Origin of the sequence: Actinoplanes octamycinicus, from assembly GCF_014205225.1 — a bacterium.
Lineage (GTDB): Bacteria > Actinomycetota > Actinomycetes > Mycobacteriales > Micromonosporaceae > Actinoplanes > Actinoplanes octamycinicus.
Genome location: NZ_JACHNB010000001.1, coordinates 440,529 through 460,208 on the forward strand (window position 1 = coordinate 440,529; position 19,680 = coordinate 460,208).

16 protein-coding genes are annotated in these 19,680 nt (G+C 71.1%); 4 read left to right on the top strand and 12 right to left on the bottom strand.

Going from position 1 to position 19,680, the window contains the following annotated elements:
- Positions 1-46: 46 nt before the first annotated feature.
- Positions 47-2,539: an FtsK/SpoIIIE family DNA translocase gene (locus BJY16_RS01860; protein WP_185037401.1), complete on the bottom strand. Its 2,493-nt coding sequence runs from the start codon at positions 2,537-2,539 to the stop codon at positions 47-49.
- 116 nt (positions 2,540-2,655) lie between these two features.
- On the opposite strand from BJY16_RS01860, the gene BJY16_RS01865 reads away from it, so the two are divergent.
- Positions 2,656-3,042, top strand: a complete 387-nt coding sequence (locus tag BJY16_RS01865; protein WP_185046220.1) for a YbjN domain-containing protein — start codon at positions 2,656-2,658, stop codon at positions 3,040-3,042.
- A 56-nt stretch (positions 3,043-3,098) separates the two neighbouring features.
- Here the strand turns inward: BJY16_RS01865 and BJY16_RS01870 are convergent, their stop codons facing one another.
- The 5 genes from BJY16_RS01870 to BJY16_RS01890 form a co-directional block, all read right to left on the bottom strand.
- Positions 3,099-4,652 carry a S1 family peptidase gene (locus tag BJY16_RS01870; RefSeq protein WP_185037402.1) on the bottom strand — a complete coding sequence of 518 codons (1,554 nt, stop codon included), beginning with the start codon at positions 4,650-4,652 and terminating at the stop codon, positions 3,099-3,101.
- Positions 4,653-4,746: 94 nt separating this feature from the next.
- A complete protein-coding gene (locus BJY16_RS01875; RefSeq protein WP_185037403.1) occupies positions 4,747-6,435 on the bottom strand; it encodes a ribonuclease J in 1,689 nt (562 codons plus the stop codon).
- Positions 6,436-6,448: 13 nt separating this feature from the next.
- Positions 6,449-7,342 (bottom strand): 4-hydroxy-tetrahydrodipicolinate synthase, encoded by an 894-nt coding sequence (gene dapA, locus BJY16_RS01880; protein WP_185037404.1) that lies wholly within the window; start codon positions 7,340-7,342, stop codon positions 6,449-6,451.
- A gap of 26 nt (positions 7,343-7,368) precedes the next feature.
- Positions 7,369-7,926, bottom strand: a complete 558-nt coding sequence (locus BJY16_RS01885) for a DUF2752 domain-containing protein (protein WP_185037405.1) — start codon at positions 7,924-7,926, stop codon at positions 7,369-7,371.
- A gap of 17 nt (positions 7,927-7,943) precedes the next feature.
- The gene (locus BJY16_RS01890; RefSeq protein ID WP_185037406.1) at positions 7,944-9,161 is read right to left on the bottom strand and encodes a winged helix-turn-helix domain-containing protein; all 1,218 of its coding nucleotides are present in this window, start codon (positions 9,159-9,161) and stop codon (positions 7,944-7,946) included.
- A gap of 41 nt (positions 9,162-9,202) precedes the next feature.
- Between BJY16_RS01890 and BJY16_RS01895 the strand changes: the two genes are divergently transcribed.
- The 3 genes from BJY16_RS01895 to BJY16_RS01905 all read left to right on the top strand — a co-directional run bounded on the left by BJY16_RS01895 (position 9,203) and on the right by BJY16_RS01905 (position 12,573).
- Positions 9,203-9,706, top strand: a complete 504-nt coding sequence (locus BJY16_RS01895; protein ID WP_185037407.1) for a GNAT family N-acetyltransferase — start codon at positions 9,203-9,205, stop codon at positions 9,704-9,706.
- 9 nt (positions 9,707-9,715) lie between these two features.
- Positions 9,716-10,276 carry a GNAT family N-acetyltransferase gene (locus BJY16_RS01900; RefSeq protein WP_185037408.1) on the top strand — a complete coding sequence of 187 codons (561 nt, stop codon included), beginning with the start codon at positions 9,716-9,718 and terminating at the stop codon, positions 10,274-10,276.
- 1,079 nt (positions 10,277-11,355) lie between these two features.
- Complete coding sequence (locus BJY16_RS01905) at positions 11,356-12,573, top strand: IS110 family RNA-guided transposase (RefSeq protein WP_311775284.1); 1,218 nt, start codon at positions 11,356-11,358, stop codon at positions 12,571-12,573.
- Positions 12,574-12,712: 139 nt separating this feature from the next.
- Here the strand turns inward: BJY16_RS01905 and dapB are convergent, their stop codons facing one another.
- From dapB to BJY16_RS01935, 6 genes are all read right to left on the bottom strand, one after another.
- Positions 12,713-13,465 (bottom strand): 4-hydroxy-tetrahydrodipicolinate reductase, encoded by a 753-nt coding sequence (gene dapB, locus BJY16_RS01910; protein ID WP_275408105.1) that lies wholly within the window; start codon positions 13,463-13,465, stop codon positions 12,713-12,715.
- The gene (locus BJY16_RS01915) at positions 13,455-14,414 is read right to left on the bottom strand and encodes a phosphatase PAP2 family protein (RefSeq protein WP_239177891.1); all 960 of its coding nucleotides are present in this window, start codon (positions 14,412-14,414) and stop codon (positions 13,455-13,457) included. Before BJY16_RS01915 ends, dapB begins: the two co-directional genes overlap by 11 nt.
- A 68-nt stretch (positions 14,415-14,482) precedes the next feature.
- On the bottom strand, positions 14,483-15,817 hold the full coding sequence (locus tag BJY16_RS01920) for a M16 family metallopeptidase (RefSeq protein ID WP_239177886.1): 1,335 nt from the start codon (positions 15,815-15,817) through the stop codon (positions 14,483-14,485).
- A complete protein-coding gene (locus BJY16_RS01925; RefSeq protein ID WP_185037412.1) occupies positions 15,818-18,142 on the bottom strand; it encodes a polyribonucleotide nucleotidyltransferase in 2,325 nt (774 codons plus the stop codon).
- A gap of 187 nt (positions 18,143-18,329) precedes the next feature.
- Positions 18,330-18,599, bottom strand: coding sequence for a 30S ribosomal protein S15 (rpsO, locus tag BJY16_RS01930; protein ID WP_185037413.1), 270 nt, complete (start codon positions 18,597-18,599; stop codon positions 18,330-18,332).
- Positions 18,600-18,692: 93 nt separating this feature from the next.
- Positions 18,693-19,625, bottom strand: coding sequence for a bifunctional riboflavin kinase/FAD synthetase (locus tag BJY16_RS01935; protein WP_185037414.1), 933 nt, complete (start codon positions 19,623-19,625; stop codon positions 18,693-18,695).
- Positions 19,626-19,680 lie beyond the last annotated feature (55 nt).

Here is a 19,680-nt window from a genome sequence, read left to right on the forward strand (position 1 = left end):
GCGGACGCGCGTCGATGAAGAATGTGATCTCGATCCGGCCGGAGAATCAATCCACCCGGAGCGCGGCCAGCGATTCTTCCAGTTCGTCCGGCTTGATCAGGACATCTCGCGCCTTGGATCCCTCGGAAGGCCCGACGATCCCGCGCGTCTCCATCAGGTCCATCAGGCGGCCGGCCTTGGCGAAGCCCACCCGCAGCTTGCGCTGCAGCATCGACGTCGAGCCGAACTGGCTGGTCACCACCAGCTCGATGGCCTGGATCAGCAGCTGGAGATCGTCGCCGATCTCCTCGTCGATCTCCTTCTTCTTGCTCGGCGGCGCGTCGGTGACGCCCTCCTGGAACTCCGGCTCGCGCTGGTCCTTGCAGAACTTGACGACCGCCGCGATCTCCTTCTCGTCCACCCAGGCGCCCTGGATGCGCGTCGGTTTCGAGGCGCCCATCGGGAGGAAGAGGCCGTCACCGCGGCCGAGCAGTTTCTCCGCGCCGGGCTGGTCCAGGATGACCCGGGAGTCGGCCAGCGACGAGGTGGCGAAGGCCAGGCGGGACGGCACGTTCGCCTTGATCAGGCCGGTGACCACGTCGACCGACGGGCGCTGGGTGGCGAGGACCAGGTGGATGCCGGCCGCCCGGGCCAGCTGGGTGATCCGGACGACCGAGTCCTCCACGTCGCGCGGCGCCACCATCATCAGGTCGGCCAGCTCGTCGATGATCACCAGCAGGTAGGGGTACGGCTTCATCACCCGCTCGCTGCCCGGCGGGGCGACGATCTCGCCGCTGCGGACCTTGCGGTTGAAGTCGTCGATGTGCCGGACCCCGTTGGCCGCCAGGTCGTCGTAGCGCATGTCCATCTCGCGGACCACCCACTCCAGGGCGTCCGCGGCCTTCTTCGGGTTGGTGATGATCGGGGTGACGAGGTGCGGGATCCCCTCGTACGCCGTCATCTCCACCCGTTTCGGGTCGACCAGCATCAGCCGCACCTGCTCCGGCGTGGCCCGGGTGAGCAGGCTCACCAGCAGCGAGTTGAGGCAGCTGGACTTGCCGGCGCCGGTCGCGCCGGCGATCAGGATGTGCGGCATCTTCGCGAGGTTCGCCACGACGAAGCCGCCCTCGATGTCCTTGCCGAGCGCGACGACCATCGGGTGGTGATCGTGCGCGGCGACCGGCGACCGGAGCACGTCGCCGAGCGCCACGTTCTCCGGGTCGGTGTTCGGGATCTCCACGCCGACCGCCGACTTGCCCGGGATCGGCGAGAGGATCCGGACATCGGGAGACTTCACCGCGTACGCGATGTTGCGCGACAGCTGGGTGATCCGCTCGACCTTGGTGCCCGGGCCGATCTCCACTTCGTACCGCGTGACGGTCGGGCCACGGGTGAAGCCGGTGACCATCGCGTCCACGTTGAACTGCTCGAACACGCCGGTGAGCGCGGCCATGATCTCGTCGTTGGCGCGACTGCGGGCCTTGGCCGGGGCGCCCGTGGCGAGGAGCTTGGACGGCGCCGGCTTGTAGTCGCCGCTCTCCACCGAGGAGATGTCCAGCTGCTCGGCGCGCATCGGCGGCTCGGAGTGCTCCGGCGGCGCCGGCTTCTTCCGGGTGGCCGGCACCTTCGGCAGGGCCACCGTGTCGTGCAGGATCAGGTCTTCCTCGGGCTCATCCAGCCCGTCCGGCTCCTCCGGCGGCAGCGGGACCGGGGACGGCCGGCGGCGGCGCGGCTTGACCGGCGCGGCCACCACCGCCTCGTCGGCCTCGTCCGCCTCGTGCGGCGGGAGGACCGGGGCCGCCTGGTGCGACCGGCCCAGCACCAGGTCGCCGAGCAGCGCGAACCGCTCCGGGATCTTCGCGATCGGGGTCGCGGTGATCACCAGCAGACCGAAGATGAAGAGCAGGATCAGCAACGGTACGGCCACCCAGGCGCTCACCGCCCGCTCCAGCACCGAGCCGACGCCGTAACCGAGCAGGCCGCCGTCGCCGGTCAGCGCGACGTCCGGGGTCGGGTCGTCGGAGAGGTAGAGCAGGCTGCTGATCGCGATGATGACCGCCGACCAGCCGACCGGGTTACGGCCCCGGTGCTCCGGGTCGACCGGCTCGCGCATCAGCCGCACCGCGCCGTAGAAGAACAGCAGCGGCAGGAACACGCCGAGCCCGCCGAAGAACAGGTGGATCGCGTCGGCCAGGCGCTGCCCGAGCGGTCCCGCGCTGTGCGCCCAGACGGCCACCGCGGTCAGGATCGAGAAGCCCAGCATGAGCAGCCCGGCGCCGTCGCGGCGGTGCTCCGGGCCGATGTTGCGCGCGTTGCGCCCGGCGCCCCGGGCCACCCAGCCGACGCTGTGCGCCAGCCCCATCCACAGCGCGCCGACGCCCCGGGCCACACCGGGCCCGATCGCGGGCGGCGGCTTCCGCGCCGCTGGACGCTTGCGGGCGGCCGGTTTGGCGGCCGCCTTCTTGACCGGCCGGGCCGGTTGCCGGGCACGCGAGGTCGCGGCGCCGCGCGACGTGGACGCGGCACGGCCCCGGCTCGCCGGAGGAGTTCGGCCCGCCATGGATGACACCGTATCCGTCCGCGGCCAGCGCATCGAGAAGGCGCACCGTGACCCATCCTCGCTTTTCACCTTCGGCCAGGGCCTAAGCTCACCGAGTGCAACCACTCGACAGCGAGATGATCAAGGCGGCGCTGGACGCCCGCGGGTTCGCGTACTTCGTCGACGAGGACGGGGACATCGCCGGGAACTTCCAGGGGAACCTGATCTACTTCTTCCGGCTCGGCGAGAAGCGGGAGATGCTCCAGATCCGGGCGATGATGCAGCACGTCTTCACCGTCGAGGACGTGCCGCGACTCTACGAGTTCTGCAACACGTGGAACCGCGACCAGCTCTGGCCGAAGGCGTACGTGCAGGTCACCGACGACGGCGCGGCGGTCGTGATCGGCGAGGTGTCGACCGACTGGGAGCGCGGCGTGACCCCGGAACAGCTCGACCAGGTGCTGCTCTGCGGGATCGCGACCGGGTGCCGGCTGGGCGAGGCGCTGGGCGAGCTGAAGAACTGACCGACAGAAAAGGACCGGGGCCGCTGTCCGGCCCCGGTCCCTTTTTCCGTACGCGGTTACTGCACGTTGAAGCCAAGCGAGTAGGCGCCGCTGCCGGAGGTGGCCACCACCACGTACCGGAAGGTGCCGGAGCGCTGCTCGACGCTGAGCGTCTTGGCCCCGTCGCCGGTGGCCTGCGCCACGGTGCGGAAGCCGTTCCGGGTCAGCCGCTGCAGCACCAGGTCGAAGTCGGCGCCGTCGGGCGACTGCAGGCAGGCGGTGTGGGTGCCGGCCCGGGCCCGGAAGGTGCCGCCGTTCGGCTGGGCCTGCGCCTTGCCGGTCTGGCTGATCGAGCCGTCGCGCTGCACCGGCAGGTCGCCGCAGGCGGCCGCCGGGGCCGTCGCCTCGCCGGCGGGGGCGGACTCGGTCGGCGCGGCGCCACCGGTGTCACCTCCGCCGCTGGTCACCAGCGTCAGGTCGTTCGCCGCCAGGATCTCGTTGACCGGCTGGAAGAACGTCTCGCCGCCGACCGTGCAGTCGCCGGAGCCACCCGAGGTGACACCCTGCGCCTGGTCGCCGGAGAGCCACGGGCCGCCCGAGTCGCCGCCCTCGGCGCAGACGTCGGTGCGGGTCAGGCCGGTCACCGCGCCCTCCGGGTAGCGGACCGTCTGGTTCTTGGCCAGGATGGTGCCGCAGAACGTGCCGGTGGTGGAGCCGGAGCGGCAGACCGCGGCGCCGACCGGGGCCTCGGTGTTGCCGGCCACCGGCAGCTCGTTGCCCTTGAAGTCGTTGACCACCGGGCGCGGCGTCCAGTCGCCGTTCACCTCGACGAAGCCCATGTCGGCGTTGCCCGGGAAGACCGAGGCCTTCACCTCGCCCTGCGCCTGGTTGTTGAAGCCGCTGGTCTGCGTGCCGGCCGCACCGCAGTGGCCGGCCGTGACAAAGCCGCCCTCCACCGAGAAGCCGATCGAGCAGCGGGCGGTGCCCCCGTCCACCGCGATGAAGTACGGATCCGCGCCGCGCACGTCGAACAGCGGCTTCGGCTGCTGCTTGCTCACCTTCACGGTGACCGCGTCGGCGGGGACGCCGGCCTTGCGGGCGAACGCCACCGGGTCCGTCTTGGCGCCCGGCTGCGCGACAATGACCAGCTTGTTGGTCGGGGCGTCGACGTACCAGCCGGTCAGACCGCTGGCCGCTGTCACCCGGCGGTCCAGCTTGCTCTTCGCCTCGTCCAGCTCCGACTCGCTGCGCTTGACCAGCACCGGCACCGCCCCGGCCGCCTTGACCTCGGCAGCCGCGCCGGAATCGGTCACCGCGACCTTCAGGGTGGTGCCGTCCTTGGCGAGCCACGCGCCAGCGTAGCTGTCGCCGGTGGCCGCGGCCAGGGTCGCGGTGACCCCGCCGGCCCACTTCGAGCGGGCCAGCCGGGTCGTCGCCTGCTCCGCGTCGAGGCCCAGGTCACGCTTCATCGCCGCGAGCAACTGCGGGGACACACCCCCGCCTCGGCCCGCTTTCGTCGTGCCGCTGTCGCCGGTCGGCGTGGTGCCGGCCAGCGACGGCAGGGTGAAGGCGACCGCTGCCGCGGTCGCCGCCACCACCGCCGCAGCAACGGCGATCGATCTGCGCTGCATCTGGAGTACTCCCTCCGCCACGGGTGCCGTGGGGGCGGCACCGTGTCAGGGAGTACGCAGTCTGACCGAAAACGGTTGAGTCGTTAAGGCAGCCTTAAACCTCGACCACGGTCGGAACGATCATCGGACGGCGCCGGTACGCGTCGTTCACCCAGCGGCCGACGGTCCGGCGGACCACCTGTTGCAGCTGGTGGGTGTCGGTGATGCCGTCCTCGGCGGACCGGTGCAGGGCCGCGGTGAGCAACGGGATGACCGGATTGAACGCGTCCGGGTCCTCGGAGAAGCCCTTCGCCGAGATGCTCGGCTCGCCGACCACCTTGCCGGTCACCGAGTCGATCACCACGGTGGCCGCGATGAACCCGCCGTCGCCCAGGATCCGCCGCTCGGTCAGCAGCGACTCGCTGACGTCGCCGACCGCCAGGCCGTCGACATAGACGTACCGGCTGCGGACCCGGCCGACCACCCGGGCGTGGCCCTCGACCAGGTCGACCACGTCGCCGTCCTCGCAGAGCACCACCCGGTCCGGCGCGACGCCGGTCTCGATGCCGAGCTGGGCGTGGGCGCGCAGGTGCCGCCACTCGCCGTGCACCGGCATCAGGTTGCTGGGGCGGGTCACATTCAGCAGGTAGCGCAGCTCGCCGGCCGGGGCGTGGCCGGACACGTGCACCTTCGCCGTCTCCTTGTGGATCACCGTGGCGCCGGCCCGGGACAGCTGGTTGATCACCCGGTAGACCGAGGTCTCGTTGCCCGGCACCAGCGAACTGGCCAGCACGACGGTGTCACCTGGCGCGATGGTGATGTGCCGGTGGTCGCCGGTGGACATCCGGCCCAGCGCGCTCATCGGCTCGCCCTGCGAACCGGTGGACATGAAGACGATCTCGTCGGGCGGCAGGTGGGTGGCCTCGTCCAGGCCGACCAGCAGGCCGTCCGGGATGCGCAGCAGACCCAGGTCCCGGGCGATGCCCATGTTGCGGACCATGGACCGGCCGATCAGCGCGACCTTCCGCTCGTATTCCCAGGCGGCGTCCATCACCTGCTGCACGCGGTGCACGTGGGAGGCGAAGCTGGCCACGATGATCCGGCCCTTCGCCTTGCCGAAGATCGAGCTGAGCACCGGGCCGATGTCCCGCTCCGGCGCCACGAAACCGGGCACCTCGGCGTTCGTCGAGTCGGAGAGCAGCAGGTCGATGCCCTCGGCGCCGAGCCGGGCGAAACCGGCCAGGTCGGTGATCCGGCCGTCCAGCGGGACCTGGTCCATCTTGAAGTCGCCGGTGTGCAGCACCAGCCCGGCCGGGGTGCGCACGGCGACCGCCAGCGCGTCCGGGATCGAGTGGTTCACCGCGAAGAACTCGCACTCGAACGGGCCGAGCCGCTCGATGCCGCCCTCCCGGACGGTCAGCGTGTACGGGTCCAGGCGGCGCTCGGCCAGTTTCGCCTCGACCAGCGCCAGGGTGAACTCCGAGCCGACCAGCGGGATGTCCGCCTTGTGGGCGAGCAGATAGGGCACCGCGCCGATGTGGTCCTCGTGACCGTGGGTCAGCACGATCGCCTGGATGTCCTCGAGCCGGTCCAGGATCGGCGCGAAGTCCGGCAGGATCAGGTCGACGCCGGGCTGCTCGACGTCGGGGAAGAGCACCCCGCAGTCGATCACCAGCAGCTTGCCGTCGAACTCGAGAACCGTCATGTTGCGGCCGATGGCGCCGAGCCCGCCGAGCGGGACGACGCGCAGGGCGCCCTCCGGCAGCGGGGGCGGCGGACCCAGCTCCACGTGAGCGTTAGTCATTCGCCTCTTCCTGTCAGAGCACGATGCCGGCTGCGGCGGCGTCCTGGCGCAATTGGGTGAGCTCCTCGTCGCTCGCGTCGACCAGCGGGGACCGGACCGGGCCCGCGGGCAGGCCGGCCGCCGTCAACCCGGCTTTCACCAGGATCGTCCCCGGAGACCGGAAGATGCCGGTGAACAGCGGCAGAGCCTGGCGGTGCAGACGCAGCGCGCCGGCCGTGTCGCCGGCCTCGTAGGCCTCGATCATGCCTTTCGCCAGCGCGCCGGTGAAGTGCGAGGAGGTGCCGACCAGGCCGACGCCACCGATCGACAGCAGCGGCAGGGTGGCCGCGTCGTCGCCGGAGTAGAACGCCAGATCGGTCCGGCTCAGCACCCACGAGCTGGCGATCAGGTCGCCCTTGGCGTCCTTGACCGCGACGATCCGCTCGTGCTCGGCCAGCCGGACCAGGGTCTCGGTCGCGATCGCGGTGCCGGCCCGGTGCGGGATGTCATAAGCCATGATCGGCAGCCCGGAGGCGTCCGCCACGGCCAGGAAGTGCCGCAGCACGCCGGCCTGCGGGGGCTTGTTGTAATACGGCGTCACGACCAGCAGACCGTGCGCGCCGGCTTTCTCCGCGGCGTGCGCCAGCTCGATGGTGTGCGCGGTGTTGTTGGTGCCGACCCCGGCGACCACCTTGGCCCGGTCACCGACCGCCTCCACCACGGCGCGCAGGAGCGTCTCCTTCTCCGCGTCGGTCGTGGTCGGGGACTCGCCGGTGGTGCCGCTGATCACCAGAGCGTCGTTGCGCTGCTCGTCGACGAGGTGGACGGCCAGGCGGGCCGCACCCTCGATGTCCAGGGCGCCGTCCCGGGTGAACGGGGTCACCATGGCGGTAAGCAGCCGGCCGAAGGGCCGCGGGTCGTGCGTCATACCTGACAACCTATCGGACGGCCCGGTCACACGTAGAAAGCGGTGAACGGGGCCCAGGGGAGGTTACGCAGGATGCTCCAGACGGCCCAGACCGCCATGAATGTGATCATGACGGCCGAACTGATCGAGAGCTGCCGGATCCGCCAGCGGAACACCTTGCGACCGGCCCAGGCGACATACATGTACAGCAGGAAGGGCACGGCGAAAACGAAAACCGCGTGGTGCCGGGCGGCCGCGGGCAGGTCGCCGTGCAACAGGTACCACGCGGCGCGGGTGCCACCGCAGCCCGGGCAGACGAAACCGGTCACATATTTCAGCAGACAGGTGGGCTCGGCGCCGGCCTCCGCCTGGACCGGGTCGGTGACCAGCGTGTAACCCACCGCGCCGCCCATGCAGGCCAGCACGGCGAGCGGGGCCAGCCAGACCGGGGAACGGGTGGCCAGCCGGTCGAAGAACCGGGTCAGCCGGTCCGGATGGGCGACCGGATAGTGCCGGTAGGCCGGCCAGTCGGGCGGCACCGGCGGGCCCTGCAGCGGCTGGTCCGCCAGCCAGGGCGGGAGGGCGTCGCCGACTGCGGTGCTCATGGGCGCCACGGTACACCTCAGAGGCTTTTCAGAGCCGCCGTGAGCGGGCCGGCGAAATCACCCGCGACCGGGGCGGCGATCGTCTCCAGGCCCAGCCAGCCGGCCAGCCGGCGCAGCTCGGCGGCGAGCGCCTGAGCGGTCTCGTCCTGGTCGGCGGACGGCTCCAGCCAGGCGGCCGGCACCTCCAGCACACCGGTCTGCCGGTTGGCCTTGAGGTCGAGCCGGGCGGCGAACCGGTCACCGAGCAGGAACGGCAGCACGTAATAGCCGTAGAGCCGCTGCGGCCGGGGCACGTAGATCTCGATCCGGTACGTCATGTCGAACAGCCGCTCGGTGCGCTCGCGCTGCCAGATCAGCGGGTCGAACGGGCTGATCAGGGTGGCCACGTCGACCCGGCGCGGCAGCTTGGCCTCGTGATGCAGGTAAGCCACCGGCCGCCACCCCGGGACGGCCACCGGGCGCAGCACGCCCGCCTCGACCAGCTCGGCGATCGCCGTGCGGCACTCCTTGGTGGGCAGCCGGAAATAGTCACGCAGCTCGGGCTCGGCGGCCACACCCAGCGCCCGCGCGGAGAGCTCGACCAGCGACCGGAAGGCGTCCTCCGGCGCCGGGGTGGGCGCGTCGAGCACCGCGGCCGGCAGCACCCGCTCGGTCAGGTCATAGCGCCGGGCGAACGAGGTGGTCCGCTCGGCGGCGGTCACCTGGCCGGTGTAGAACAGCCACTCCAGCGCCTGCTTGACGACCGACCAGTTCCACCCCCAGTGGTCCTTGCGGCGGGGCACGTCGTGCTCGATCTCGGCGGCGGTGATCGGACCCCGGCCGCGGACCTCGTCGAGCACCCAGGCCACCAGGTCGGGCTGCTCGGCGGCGACCCGGCGCATGCCGCCCCAGGCATACTGCTGCGCCCGGGCCATCCGCCAGCGGAACAGCGGCTGCAGGTCGACCCGGATCAGCGAGGCCTCGTGGCCCCAGAACTCGAACAGCTCGCGGGGCCGGCGGTAGGCCGCGCGCTCCAGCAGACCGGCCGGATAGGGGCCGAGCCGGCTGTAGAGCGGCATGAAGTGGGCGCGCTGCAACACATTCACCGAGTCCATCTGGATCAGGTGCAGGCGGCGCAGCACCCGGCGCAGGTGGCGCAGGTCGGTGGCTCCGCCCGGCTTGGGGTCGGTGAAGCCCTGCGCGGCCAGGGTGACCCGGCGGGCCTGGGCGACGGAGAGCGTCTCGGGACTGGTCATCGATGAGCAGACTAGGACAGGGGTATGACAAAGTTGCCGGGATGGGGACGGTGATCCGGGCGCTGACGCCGGACGATGTCGACGAGGTCGCCGCCGTCCACGTGCGCAGCACCCGGGCGAGCCAGGCCGGGATCCTGCCGGCCGAGCACCTCGCCGCCCTGGACCCGGCGGTCTTCGCGGCGCGGCGCCGCAGCGTGCGGGCCGAGCCGGGCCGGCAGACCCTGGTCGCCGAGCGGGAGGGCCGGATCGCCGGGTTCGCCAGTTTCGGCCCGGACCGGGAAGAACCGGCCCTCGGCGAGCTCTACGCGATCTACGTCGACCCGGCGCACTGGGGAGGCGACGCGGGCTGGCTGCTGTTCGCGGCGGTGCGGGACGCCCTGCGTGACCGGGGCTTCCCGGAGATGCGCCTGTGGGTGCTGGCCGGCAACGAGCGGGCGCGGCACTTCTACGAACGGGCCGGGATGACCACCGACGGGATGCCGGTGACACACCGGGCGGGCGCCGGGATCGACGTGCCGAAACTGCGCTACCGGCGTCCTCTGTAGGCTGCCGCCATGGCTCTCGGCTTCGTCCGTCCCGCGCGTCCCGAGGACGCCCCGGAGATCGCTCGCATCCAGCTGGTCACCTGGCGCAGCGCGTACCGGCGCATGTTCCCGGCGCACGTGCTGGCCCAGCTCGACGAGCAGATGCTGGCCACCGGCTGGACCGAGGCGATCACCGCGCCGCCGTCCGCCCGGCACCGGGTGCTGATCGCCGTCGAGCAGGCCGAGACAGCCGAGCACGTGGTCGGCTTCGCGGCCGCCGGGCCGGCCGACGAGCAGGCCCTGGCGCCGGAGGAGCCGCCGCTGCCGCCCTCCGTCGCGGCGGTCACCGACCTGCTGGTCGAGCCGCGCTGGGGCCGCCGCGGGCACGGCAGCCGGCTGCTGGCGGCGGCCGTCGACCTGTGGCGCGAGGACGGCTTCGGGGCGGCGGTGGCCTGGGTCTACGACTCGGACACGGTGATGCGCAAGTTCCTGGAGTCGGCCGGGTGGGAGCCGGACGGGGCCGGGCGCGCCCTCGACGTCGAGGACCTGCTGGTCCCCCAGCTCCGCCTGCACGTCGATCTGTCCCAGTAAGCGCACTGCGGTCACGCCGCGTCCTCGGGCCCGGCCCGCTCACAGGCCGGCCCGCTTACAGGCCGGCCCGCTTACAGGCCGGCCCGTTACCGGCCGGCCCGCTTACAGCCAGCTCCGCTCGCACAGGGCGGCCTGTTTATAGCCTGTCCCAGTCACAGCCGGGCGCCGGTCATAGGCGTGCCTCGGGCACAGGCGCACTCTGCTCACAGGTCGGTCCCGCTCATAGGCTGCGCCTCTGGCGGCTCGGCCCGCTCACAGCCCGCCCCGCTCACAGCCCGCCCCGCTCACAGCCCGCCCCGCTCACAGCCCGCCCTCCCAGGGGGACCATCCCTGGACAAGCGTGGCGGATTTTCAGGGGCGCCGCCGGGCGGCCTGTGGAAAACCCGGGAATGTGGACGGGTTGCGCTTCGGTGAGACGGCGGCGCTTCACTGGGGCCGCGGAGCCTCGCTAGGACGGCGGCGCTTCGCTAGGACTGCGGAGCGCCGGTGAGACGCGGCGCTTCGCTGGGACAACGGCGCTGAGCTTGGACTGTGGAATCCCGGTGAGACAGCGGCGCCTCACTGGGACAACGGCCCCTCGCTGGAACTGCGAAGCCCCGGTGAGACAGCCGCGCTCCCCCGGGACAACGGCGCATCGCTCGGACTGCGCAGCCCCGGTGAGACAGCCGCGCTTCACTGGGACGACGGCGCTTCGCTCGGACTGCGAAGCCCCGGTGAGACAGCCGCGCTTCGCTGGGACAACGGCGCTTCGCTCGGACTGCGGGGCCTCGCTGGGACAGCTGGCTTCGTGGGACGGCGGGGTTCCGGTGACCAGCCGCGGACAGTGAAGAGGGCGGCGATCGCTTTGGACGCGCAGCGGCCAGATCGCCGCCCTCGGCCCGCGCTACTTAAAGAGAATTTGGTGTACGACCGCGGCCCGGCCAGGCTTGGTCGAGGTGATCGGTAGGGTGCTCAGGCCCGCGCTGCCCACTCATATGGCGGGGTGTGGCTCTCTCCCGGCTTGGACCCTGCCGGTCACCGTGGCGCGGAGTGGCTGAAGAGGGGTTTGCCCAGCTGTAAGTAGCGTTGCCCTCCCGCTGGTGTGGTTCTGCCGCGACGACGGGAAGGTCAACGGGTACATGGGTCAGCTGATCATTGGAGTCGATCCGCACAAGCGGTCCGCGACGATCGAGATCATCAACGAGCGTGAACAGGTGCTGGCCCGTGGCAGGTACGGCACCGACACCGGTGGCTACCAGCAGATGCTCGCCGCCGGCCGCCGTCACGCCGGCCGGGTGTGGGCGGTCGAGGGCTGTAACGGCATCGGCCGGCACCTGGCCCAGCGGCTGGTCGCCGACGGCGAAACCGTGCTGGACGTCCCGGCGAAACTCGCCGCGAAAGCCCGCAACTTTGACACCGGGCACGGCCGTAAAACCGACGGTCACGACGCGCACCACATCGCGGTGACCGCCCTGCGCACCCCGGGCCTGCGCCGCGTTCACGCCGACGGCGCCACCGTCGCGCTGCGGCTGCTGGCCGACCGCCGCGACCAGCTCGGCGCCACCCGCACCGAGACCATCAACCGGCTGCACCAGCTACTGCTCGAACTGATCCCCGGCGGCGCGAAGAAGAACCTGACCACCGACCAGGCCCGCACCCTGCTCGAACGCGTCAGCGTCCCGGCCGGCGACATCGTCACCGCCACCCGCTATCAGCTGGCCGGCGACCTGGCCGACGAGCTCACCACCCTGGACACCAAGATCAAAGCAGCCAACCGGCAGCTGAAGACCGTGCTGGCCGCCACCGGCACCCAGCTGACCAGCCTCAACGGCATCGGCCCCTCCGGCGCCGCCCGCCTGCTCGGCGACATCGGCGACATCAGCCGCTTCCCGACCCGCGGGCACTTCGCCACCTGGAACGGCACCGCCCCCATCGACGTGTCCTCCGGCGACAACCATCATCACCGGCTCAACCGGGCCGGGAACCGGCGCATCAACCGGGTCCTGCACATCATGGCCATCACCCAGCTCCGCTTCGACACCCCCGGCCGCGCCTACTACCAGCGCAAACGCGCCGAAGGCAAAACCGCGATGGAAGCCATGCGAGCGTTGAAACGACGCCTGTCCGACACCGTCTACCGCCAAATGATCAAAGACGACCACACGGCACAACAGACAGCGACGGGTCCGGGAGGACACACGGGGGCGACTCTGAACTCCAGCGCGGCCGACCCAAACCCCAAGATCGACACTTCGGAAAAGTCACAACCCGGACCCGCCAACCACCACCCTAAAACACCCCTCACACCAACCCCTTGACAGAGGGGTGCCGGGAGCATGCGATCCGCACCCCGCCGGGCCTGCGTATATGACGCTCTGGAAGTTGATCTTGAGAAGGCCGGAAAACCGAGACGACAGCCCGGGGAAACCCGGGAACCTTCAGCGGGAACCGGGCCGGTCAGTCGAGCAGTTCGTCGAGGCCGAGCGTCAGCCCGGGCCGCTTGACCACCTCGCGGACCGCGAGCAGGACGCCCGGCATGAACGACGAGCGGTCCAGCGAATCGTGCCGGATGGTGAGCGTCTCGCCGGCCGCGCCGAACAGGACCTCCTGGTGCGCGATCAGGCCGGAGGCGCGGACCGCGTGCACCCGGACGCCCTCGATGTCGGTGCCGCGGGCGCCGGCGAACTCCTCCTCGGTGGCGTCCGGCATCGGCGGGCAGCCGGCCGCGCGGCGGGCCTCGGCGACCAGCCGCGCGGTGTGCATCGCGGTGCCGCTGGGCGCGTCGAGCTTGCGCGGGTGGTGCTGCTCGATGATCTCCACCGAGTCGAAGTAGCGGGCAGCGCGGGCGGCGAACTGCATCATCAGGACGGCGCCGATGCCGAAGTTGGGCGCGATCACGACGCCGACCTCGGGACGGCCGGCCAGCCAGCCGCGGACCTCGTCGAGCCGCTCGGTGGTGAACCCGGAGGTGCCGACCACCACGTTGATGCCCTGCTCGATCGCCCAGCGCAGGTTCTCCATCACCACGCCGGGGTTGGTGAAGTCGACCAGCACCCGGGCTCCGGCCTCGACCGCGGAGGCGCGGGTGTCGTCGTGGTCGAGCAGGGCGACCAGGTCGAGGTCGGGGGCGGCGTCGACCGCCTTGCACACCTCGAGGCCCATGCGGCCCCGAGCGCCGAGAACACCGACACGAATGGGTTCAGGAGTCACCCGGTGAACCTAACCTAGGCGCGGTCTCGCGGGTCACCTGGGAGTGAGGCGAGTCCGGGTGGTGGCCGGCGTCCGCCGCGCGCCGCGCCCACCAGCGCTCGGCCCGGCCCACGAGGAGGAAGACCAGCGCCACGTAGAGCCAGCCGACCAGCACGTCGATCATGTAGTGCTCGCCGGTGTAGACCAGCGTGAAGGTCATCGCCAGCGGGTAGGCCAGCAGCAGCGGCCACCACCGGCGGCGGACCGCCGGCAGGAAGAAGGCGACCGCCATCATCGCCCACGCGGTGTGCAGCGAGGGCATCGCGGCGACCGGGTTGGACTGCTCCACCTGCAGTGCGTTCAGCGTGTTGCCGGCGCCGTGCAGGCCGAGCACGTCCCAGCCGTTGGTGGAGATCCGGGCCACCGGCTCGGTCAGCTGGCCGTGCTCGTGCGCCCACCACGGCGGGGCGGCCGGGTAGAGGAAGTAGGTGGCCAGGCCGAACACGCACAGGGTGAACCAGCGGCGCATGAACCGGGCCCACGGCGCCCGGGCCCGCACCCAGAGGATCACCGCGATGGTCGGCACGGTCAGGAAGTGCGAGACGTAGACCAGCGTGACCACGGCCAGCCACCACGGGGTCTCGCCCGGGTGGTAGAGGTGCTGCTGCAGCCAGGTGGTCGGCACCTGGCCGCCGGTCAGCCAGCCGAACATCGCCTTGTCCGCGTCGATCAACGGGGTGACGTGCGGGGCGAAGAAGTCGTCGGCCCAACTGCGCGAGACGTTGTAGACCACCAGCAGCAGCGCGATCGGCAGCCAGTCGCGCAGGAAGCGCAGGTGGGTCCGCCACGGCTGGTCGTTGCGCCACGCGATGGTGGCCAGCCACAGCCAGCCGAAGGCGATCAGCGGGTCGCTGGTCGGCACGCCGACGAAGTAGACCCCGACGGCGAAGACCACCCCCCAGACCAGCATGCCGACGGTACGTCTCCGCCGGAGCGAGGAGGTGGGGGGATGGTCCAGCGCTGTCACGGGTCCCAAGGTTAACCAGGGGGAAACGCGCCCTCGTCGAACGGCCCCACCACTGCCAAGGAGTGTCGATGTGCCAGCAGATCCGCGGCCACCCGCCCGACATCGGCGACGGTCACCGCGTCCACCCGGCCGAGCAGCTCGTCCACGCCCATCAGGTGGCCGTGCAGCAGCTCGGACTTGGCCAGCCGGCTCATCCGCGAGCCGGTGTCCTCCAGCCCCAGCACGTACGACCCCTTGACCATGCCCTTGCCGCGGACCAGTTCCTCGGCGGTGATCCCGTCCTGCGCCACCCGGTCGAGCTCGGTGCGGATCAGGTCGAGCACCTCGCCGGCCTTGCCCGGGGCGCAGCCGGCGTAGACACCGAACAGGCCGGAGTCGGCGTACTGGGCGGCGTACGAGTACACCGAGTAGGCCAGGCCCCGCTTCTCCCGGATCTCCTGGAAGAGGCGGCTGGACATGCCGCCGCCGAGGATGTTGTTGAGCACGCCGAGGGCGAAGCGGCGCTCGTCGTACCGGCTCAGGCCGACGCCGCCGAGCACGATGTGCGCCTGCTCGGTGTCCCGGTGCAGCACCACGGTGTGCGGTTTCTGCACCCGGACCCGCTTGTCGCCGTCCCGCGGCCCGGCCGGCTCGGCGCCACCGGTGTCCAGCGGGGTGCCGGCCAGCGCCTTGCGGACCAGCCGGACCACCAGCGCGTGGTCCAGGTTGCCGGCCGCCGCGATGACGATCTCCGGCGCCCGGTACCGCTTGCGGTAGAAGGTGTTGATCTGGTTCCGGGTCATCGGGGTGACCGACTCCGGGGTGCCGGAGATCAGCCGGCCCAGCGGGTGGTTGCCGTAGATCGCCTCGGCGAAGACGTCGTGCACCTCGTCGCCCGGCTCGTCCTCGTGCATGGCGATCTCCTCGAGGATCACGCCTCGCTCGGTCTCCACGTCGGCGGGCTCGAGGATCGAGTCGGCCACCGCGTCCACCAGCACGTCCACCGCCAGCGGCAGGTCGCTGTCCAGCACCCGCGCGTAGTAGCAGGTGTATTCCTTGGTGGTGAAGGCGTTGGTCTCGCCGCCCACCGCCTCGATCTCCGCGGAGATCTGCAGCGCGGTGCGCTTGTGGGTGCCCTTGAAGAGCAGGTGCTCGAGGAAGTGTGAGGCGCCGGACATGGCCGGGGTCTCGTCGCGCGAGCCGATCCCGACCCAGACGCCGAGGGCTGCGCTGCGGGTGGTCGGGATCGCCTCGGTGATGATGCGCAGGCCGGACGGGAGCGTGGTGCGACGCACGCCGTCCTGCAGGGTCTGGGTAAGAGAACGGGCCGGCCGACCGGCCGGCCCGTTCCCAACACGAGGTGTCACTTAGTCGCGGCGCTCGCCACGGTCACCGGACGGCCGGGACCGGCGGCGACGGGGCTCGCCGCCGCCCTCGCGGTTCTCCCGCGGGGCGCGCTCCTCGCGCGGCTTGGCCTCGCCGGACGCCGCGGCCGGAGCCGGGGCCTCCTCGCCCTCCGGGCGCACCTTGTCCAGGTAGATCTTGCCGCGCGCGTCGATGTCCGCGATCTGGACCTCGACCTTGTCGCCGACGTTGAGGAAGTCCTCGACCTTGTCGACCCGCTTGCCGTCGCCCACCTTGGAGATGTGCAGCAGGCCGTCACGGCCGGGCAGCAGCGAGATGAACGCGCCGAACGCGGCCGTCTTCACCACGGTGCCGAGGAACTTGTCGCCCATCTTCGGCAGGGTCGGGTTGGCGATCGCGTTGATCCGCTCGACCGCGGCCTCGGCGGCCGGGCCGTTGGTCGCGCCGACGTAGATCGTGCCGTCGTCCTCGATCGAGATGTCGGCGCCGGTCTCGTCCTGGATCGCGTTGATGGTCTGACCCTTCGGGCCGATCACCATGCCGATCTTGTCGACCGGGATCTTCACGGTGGTGACCCGCGGGGCGTGCTCGCTCATCGCAGCCGGGGACTCGATCGCGGCGTTCATCACGGCCAGGATCGTCGCCCGGGCCTCGTGCGCCTGCTGCAGCGCGCCGGCCAGCACGTCCGACGGGATGCCGTCGAGCTTGGTGTCCAGCTGCAGGGCGGTGACGAACTCGCTGGTGCCGGCGACCTTGAAGTCCATGTCACCGAACGCGTCCTCGGCGCCCAGGATGTCGGTCAGCGCGATGTACTGCGTCTTGCCGTCGACCTCGTCCGAGATCAGGCCCATCGCGATGCCGGCGACCGGCGCCTTCAGCGGCACACCGGCGGCGAGCAGGGACAGCGTCGAGGCGCAGACCGAGCCCATCGAGGTGGAACCGTTGGAGCCGAGGGCCTCGGAAACCTGACGGATCGCGTACGGGAACTCCTCGCGCGACGGCAGCACCGGCACCAGCGCGCGCTCGGCCAGCGCACCGTGGCCGATCTCACGCCGCTTCGGCGAGCCGACCCGGCCGGTCTCACCGGTCGAGTACGGCGGGAAGTTGTAGTTGTGCATGTAGCGCTTGGTCTTCTCCGGGGAGAGGGTGTCCAGCGCCTGCTCCATACGCAGCATGTTCAGGGTGGTGACGCCGAGGATCTGGGTCTCGCCCCGCTCGAACAGCGCCGAGCCGTGCACCCGCGGCAGCACGCCGATCTGCGCGGTCAGCGGGCGGATGTCCCGCGGGCCGCGGCCGTCGATGCGGATCTGCTCGCGCAGCACCCGCTGCCGGACCTCGGACTTGGTGATCGAGCGGAAGGCCGCGCTGATCTCCTTCTCCCGGCCCTCGAACCGCTCGTCGAGCAGCTCGTGCGCCTTCGCCTTGACCAGGTCGAGGGCTTCCTCGCGCTCCTGCTTGCCGGCGATCTTCAGCGCCTCGGCGACCTCGGCACGGACCGCGTCGCTGACCGCGCTGAGGACGTCGTCCTGGTAGTCCAGGAAGACCGGGAACTCGGCGACCGGCTTGGCGGCCACGTCGGCCAGCTCGCTCTGCGCGCGGCAGAGCTCACGGATCGCCGGCTTGGCGGCCTCCAGGCCACCGGCCACGATCTCCTCGGTCGGCGCGGTGGCGCCGCCGGCGATCAGCTTGACCGCCTGCGGGGTGGCCTCGGCCTCGACCATCATGATCGCGACGTCGCCCTCGGCGGTGACCCGGCCGGCCACGACCATGTCGAAGGTGGCCCGCTCGAGCTCCTCGATGGTCGGGAAGGCGACCCACTGGCCGTCGATGTGCGCGATCCGGGTCGAGCCGACCGGGCCGCTGAACGGCAGGCCGGAGAGCTTGGTGGACATCGACGCGGCGTTCATCGCGACGACGTCGTACGGGTGGGCCGGGTCGAGGGCCAGCACGGTCTCGACGACCTGGACCTCGTTGCGCAGGCCCTTGGTGAACGACGGGCGCAGCGGCCGGTCGATCAGCCGGCAGGTGAGGATGGCGTCCTCGCTGGGACGGCCCTCGCGCCGGAAGAACGAGCCGGGGATCCGGCCCGCGGCGTACATCCGCTCCTCGACGTCGACGGTCAGCGGGAAGAAGTCGAAGTGCTCCTTCGGCGCCTTGCTGGCCGTGGTCGCGGAGAGGACGGTGGTGTCGCCCAGCTGGACGATCACCGAACCGGCGGCCTGCTTGGCCAGGCGGCCGGTGGAGAAGACGATCTCGCGGGTGCCGAACGACCCGTTGTCGATGACTGCCGTACGAGATTCGGTGCCGAGAGCGGTCTGCTCTGTCAAGTGAGGTACTCCTCTTCGTCGAGGACCCGGCGGTCTACAGCGCGTTTCAACAAGGCCGGTCTTCGATCGAAGTACCCAGGAGTGAGCCTGGGAACCACTACCGGAGACCGGTGCTGCCGGGTGTGAGCCGCGCGGGTCCGTGGGGTGGTGTTACGCGGGGAGCGGCCGAAGCCGCTCCCCGGTCAAACTATCGGCGCAGGCCGAGACGCTCGATGAGCGTCCGGTAGCGAGCGATGTCCTTCTTGTGAACGTAGTTCAGCAGGCGGCGGCGCTGGCCGACGAGCAGGAGCAGGCCACGACGGCTGTGGTGGTCGTGCTTGTGCTGCTTCAGGTGCTCGGTCAGGTCGGCGATCCGCTTGGTGAGCATGGCGACCTGAACCTCGGGCGAACCGGTGTCGCCCTCCTTGGTCGCGTACTCCGCCATGATCTTGTTCTTGGTGTCTTGGTCGAGCGCCATGTTCTCCGAACTTCTGTGTTGCCGCTTCAAGGAATTTTCCGCAACCCGCGGCGTCGGGCAGGCGTGGCGGAACGGTTAAACCCTACCAGGGGGTTACCGGAGCAACACGCGGGTCTCTTCCACGTCGGCCCGGATCTGCGCGATCAGCGGTGCGATCGCGTCGTATCTGCGCTGCTCACGAAGGTGCGCCACGAAGTCGAGGCTGACCCGCTCGCCGTACAGGTCACCCGAGAAGTCGAGGGCGTAAGCCTCCACCCGGCGCTCCCGCCCGGAGAATGTGGGATTGGTGCCGATCGACACGCTGGCCGGCCAGCGACCGGCGTTCTCCCCGCCCCGGGTGAGCCACGCGGCATAGACGCCGTCGGCCGGGACCGCCGCGTACCGATGGGTCATCAGGTTGGCGGTCGGGAAGCCGAGCTCGCGCCCGCGCTGGTCGCCGCGGACCACCACGCCGGAGAGCCGGTGCGGCCGGCCCAGCGCCGCGGCCGCCGCGTGCACGTCGCCGGCGTCGACGCAACTGCGGATGTACGTCGAGCTGAACACCACCCCGTCCGCCGAGACCAGCGGCGCCTCCTCGACCGTGAAGCCGAACGTCCGCCCCAGGCTCTCCAGCAGCGTCACGTCGCCGGCCGCCTTGTGCCCGAACCGGAAGTTGTCGCCGACCACCACGTCCGCCGCGTGCAGTTTCTCCACCAGCACGTCGTGCACGAACTCGTTCGGGTCGAGCTGGGAGAACGCCGGGGTGAACGGGACCACGCAGAGCGCGTCCACCCCGAGCTGCTCGATCAGCTCCGCCTTGCGCACCGGCTCGGTGAGCACCGCCGGGTGCGAGCCCGGGCGCACCACCTCGGCCGGATGCGGGTCGAAGGTCAGCACCACCGACTGCAGACCCATGTCGCGGGCGCGCTTCACCGCGTGCCCGATGATCGCCTGGTGGCCGCGGTGCACGCCGTCGAAGACGCCGATGGTCACAACGGACCGGCCCCAGCCACCGGGAACCGACTCCAATCCCCGCCACCGCTGCATCGAAAAGCTCCTCAGCCTCGTCGTCAGCCCTAGCGTATCGACCGCGTATCCCTCC

Coding starts and splice junctions, on each gene's coding strand:
- BJY16_RS01865 (WP_185046220.1), top strand. CDS start 2,656: ATGATCAAGGCGGCGCTGGACGCCCGCGGGTTCGCGTACTTCGTCGAC.
- rpsO (WP_185037413.1), bottom strand. CDS start 18,599: ATGGCGCTCGACCAAGACACCAAGAACAAGATCATGGCGGAGTACGCG.
- BJY16_RS01870 (WP_185037402.1), bottom strand. CDS start 4,652: ATGCAGCGCAGATCGATCGCCGTTGCTGCGGCGGTGGTGGCGGCGACC.
- BJY16_RS01890 (WP_185037406.1), bottom strand. CDS start 9,161: ATGACCAGTCCCGAGACGCTCTCCGTCGCCCAGGCCCGCCGGGTCACC.
- BJY16_RS01900 (WP_185037408.1), top strand. CDS start 9,716: ATGGCTCTCGGCTTCGTCCGTCCCGCGCGTCCCGAGGACGCCCCGGAG.
- BJY16_RS01885 (WP_185037405.1), bottom strand. CDS start 7,926: ATGAGCACCGCAGTCGGCGACGCCCTCCCGCCCTGGCTGGCGGACCAG.
- BJY16_RS01875 (WP_185037403.1), bottom strand. CDS start 6,435: ATGACTAACGCTCACGTGGAGCTGGGTCCGCCGCCCCCGCTGCCGGAG.
- BJY16_RS01860 (WP_185037401.1), bottom strand. CDS start 2,539: ATGGCGGGCCGAACTCCTCCGGCGAGCCGGGGCCGTGCCGCGTCCACG.
- BJY16_RS01895 (WP_185037407.1), top strand. CDS start 9,203: ATGGGGACGGTGATCCGGGCGCTGACGCCGGACGATGTCGACGAGGTC.
- BJY16_RS01935 (WP_185037414.1), bottom strand. CDS start 19,625: ATGCAGCGGTGGCGGGGATTGGAGTCGGTTCCCGGTGGCTGGGGCCGG.
- BJY16_RS01915 (WP_239177891.1), bottom strand. CDS start 14,414: ATGCTGGTCTGGGGGGTGGTCTTCGCCGTCGGGGTCTACTTCGTCGGC.
- dapA (WP_185037404.1), bottom strand. CDS start 7,342: ATGACGCACGACCCGCGGCCCTTCGGCCGGCTGCTTACCGCCATGGTG.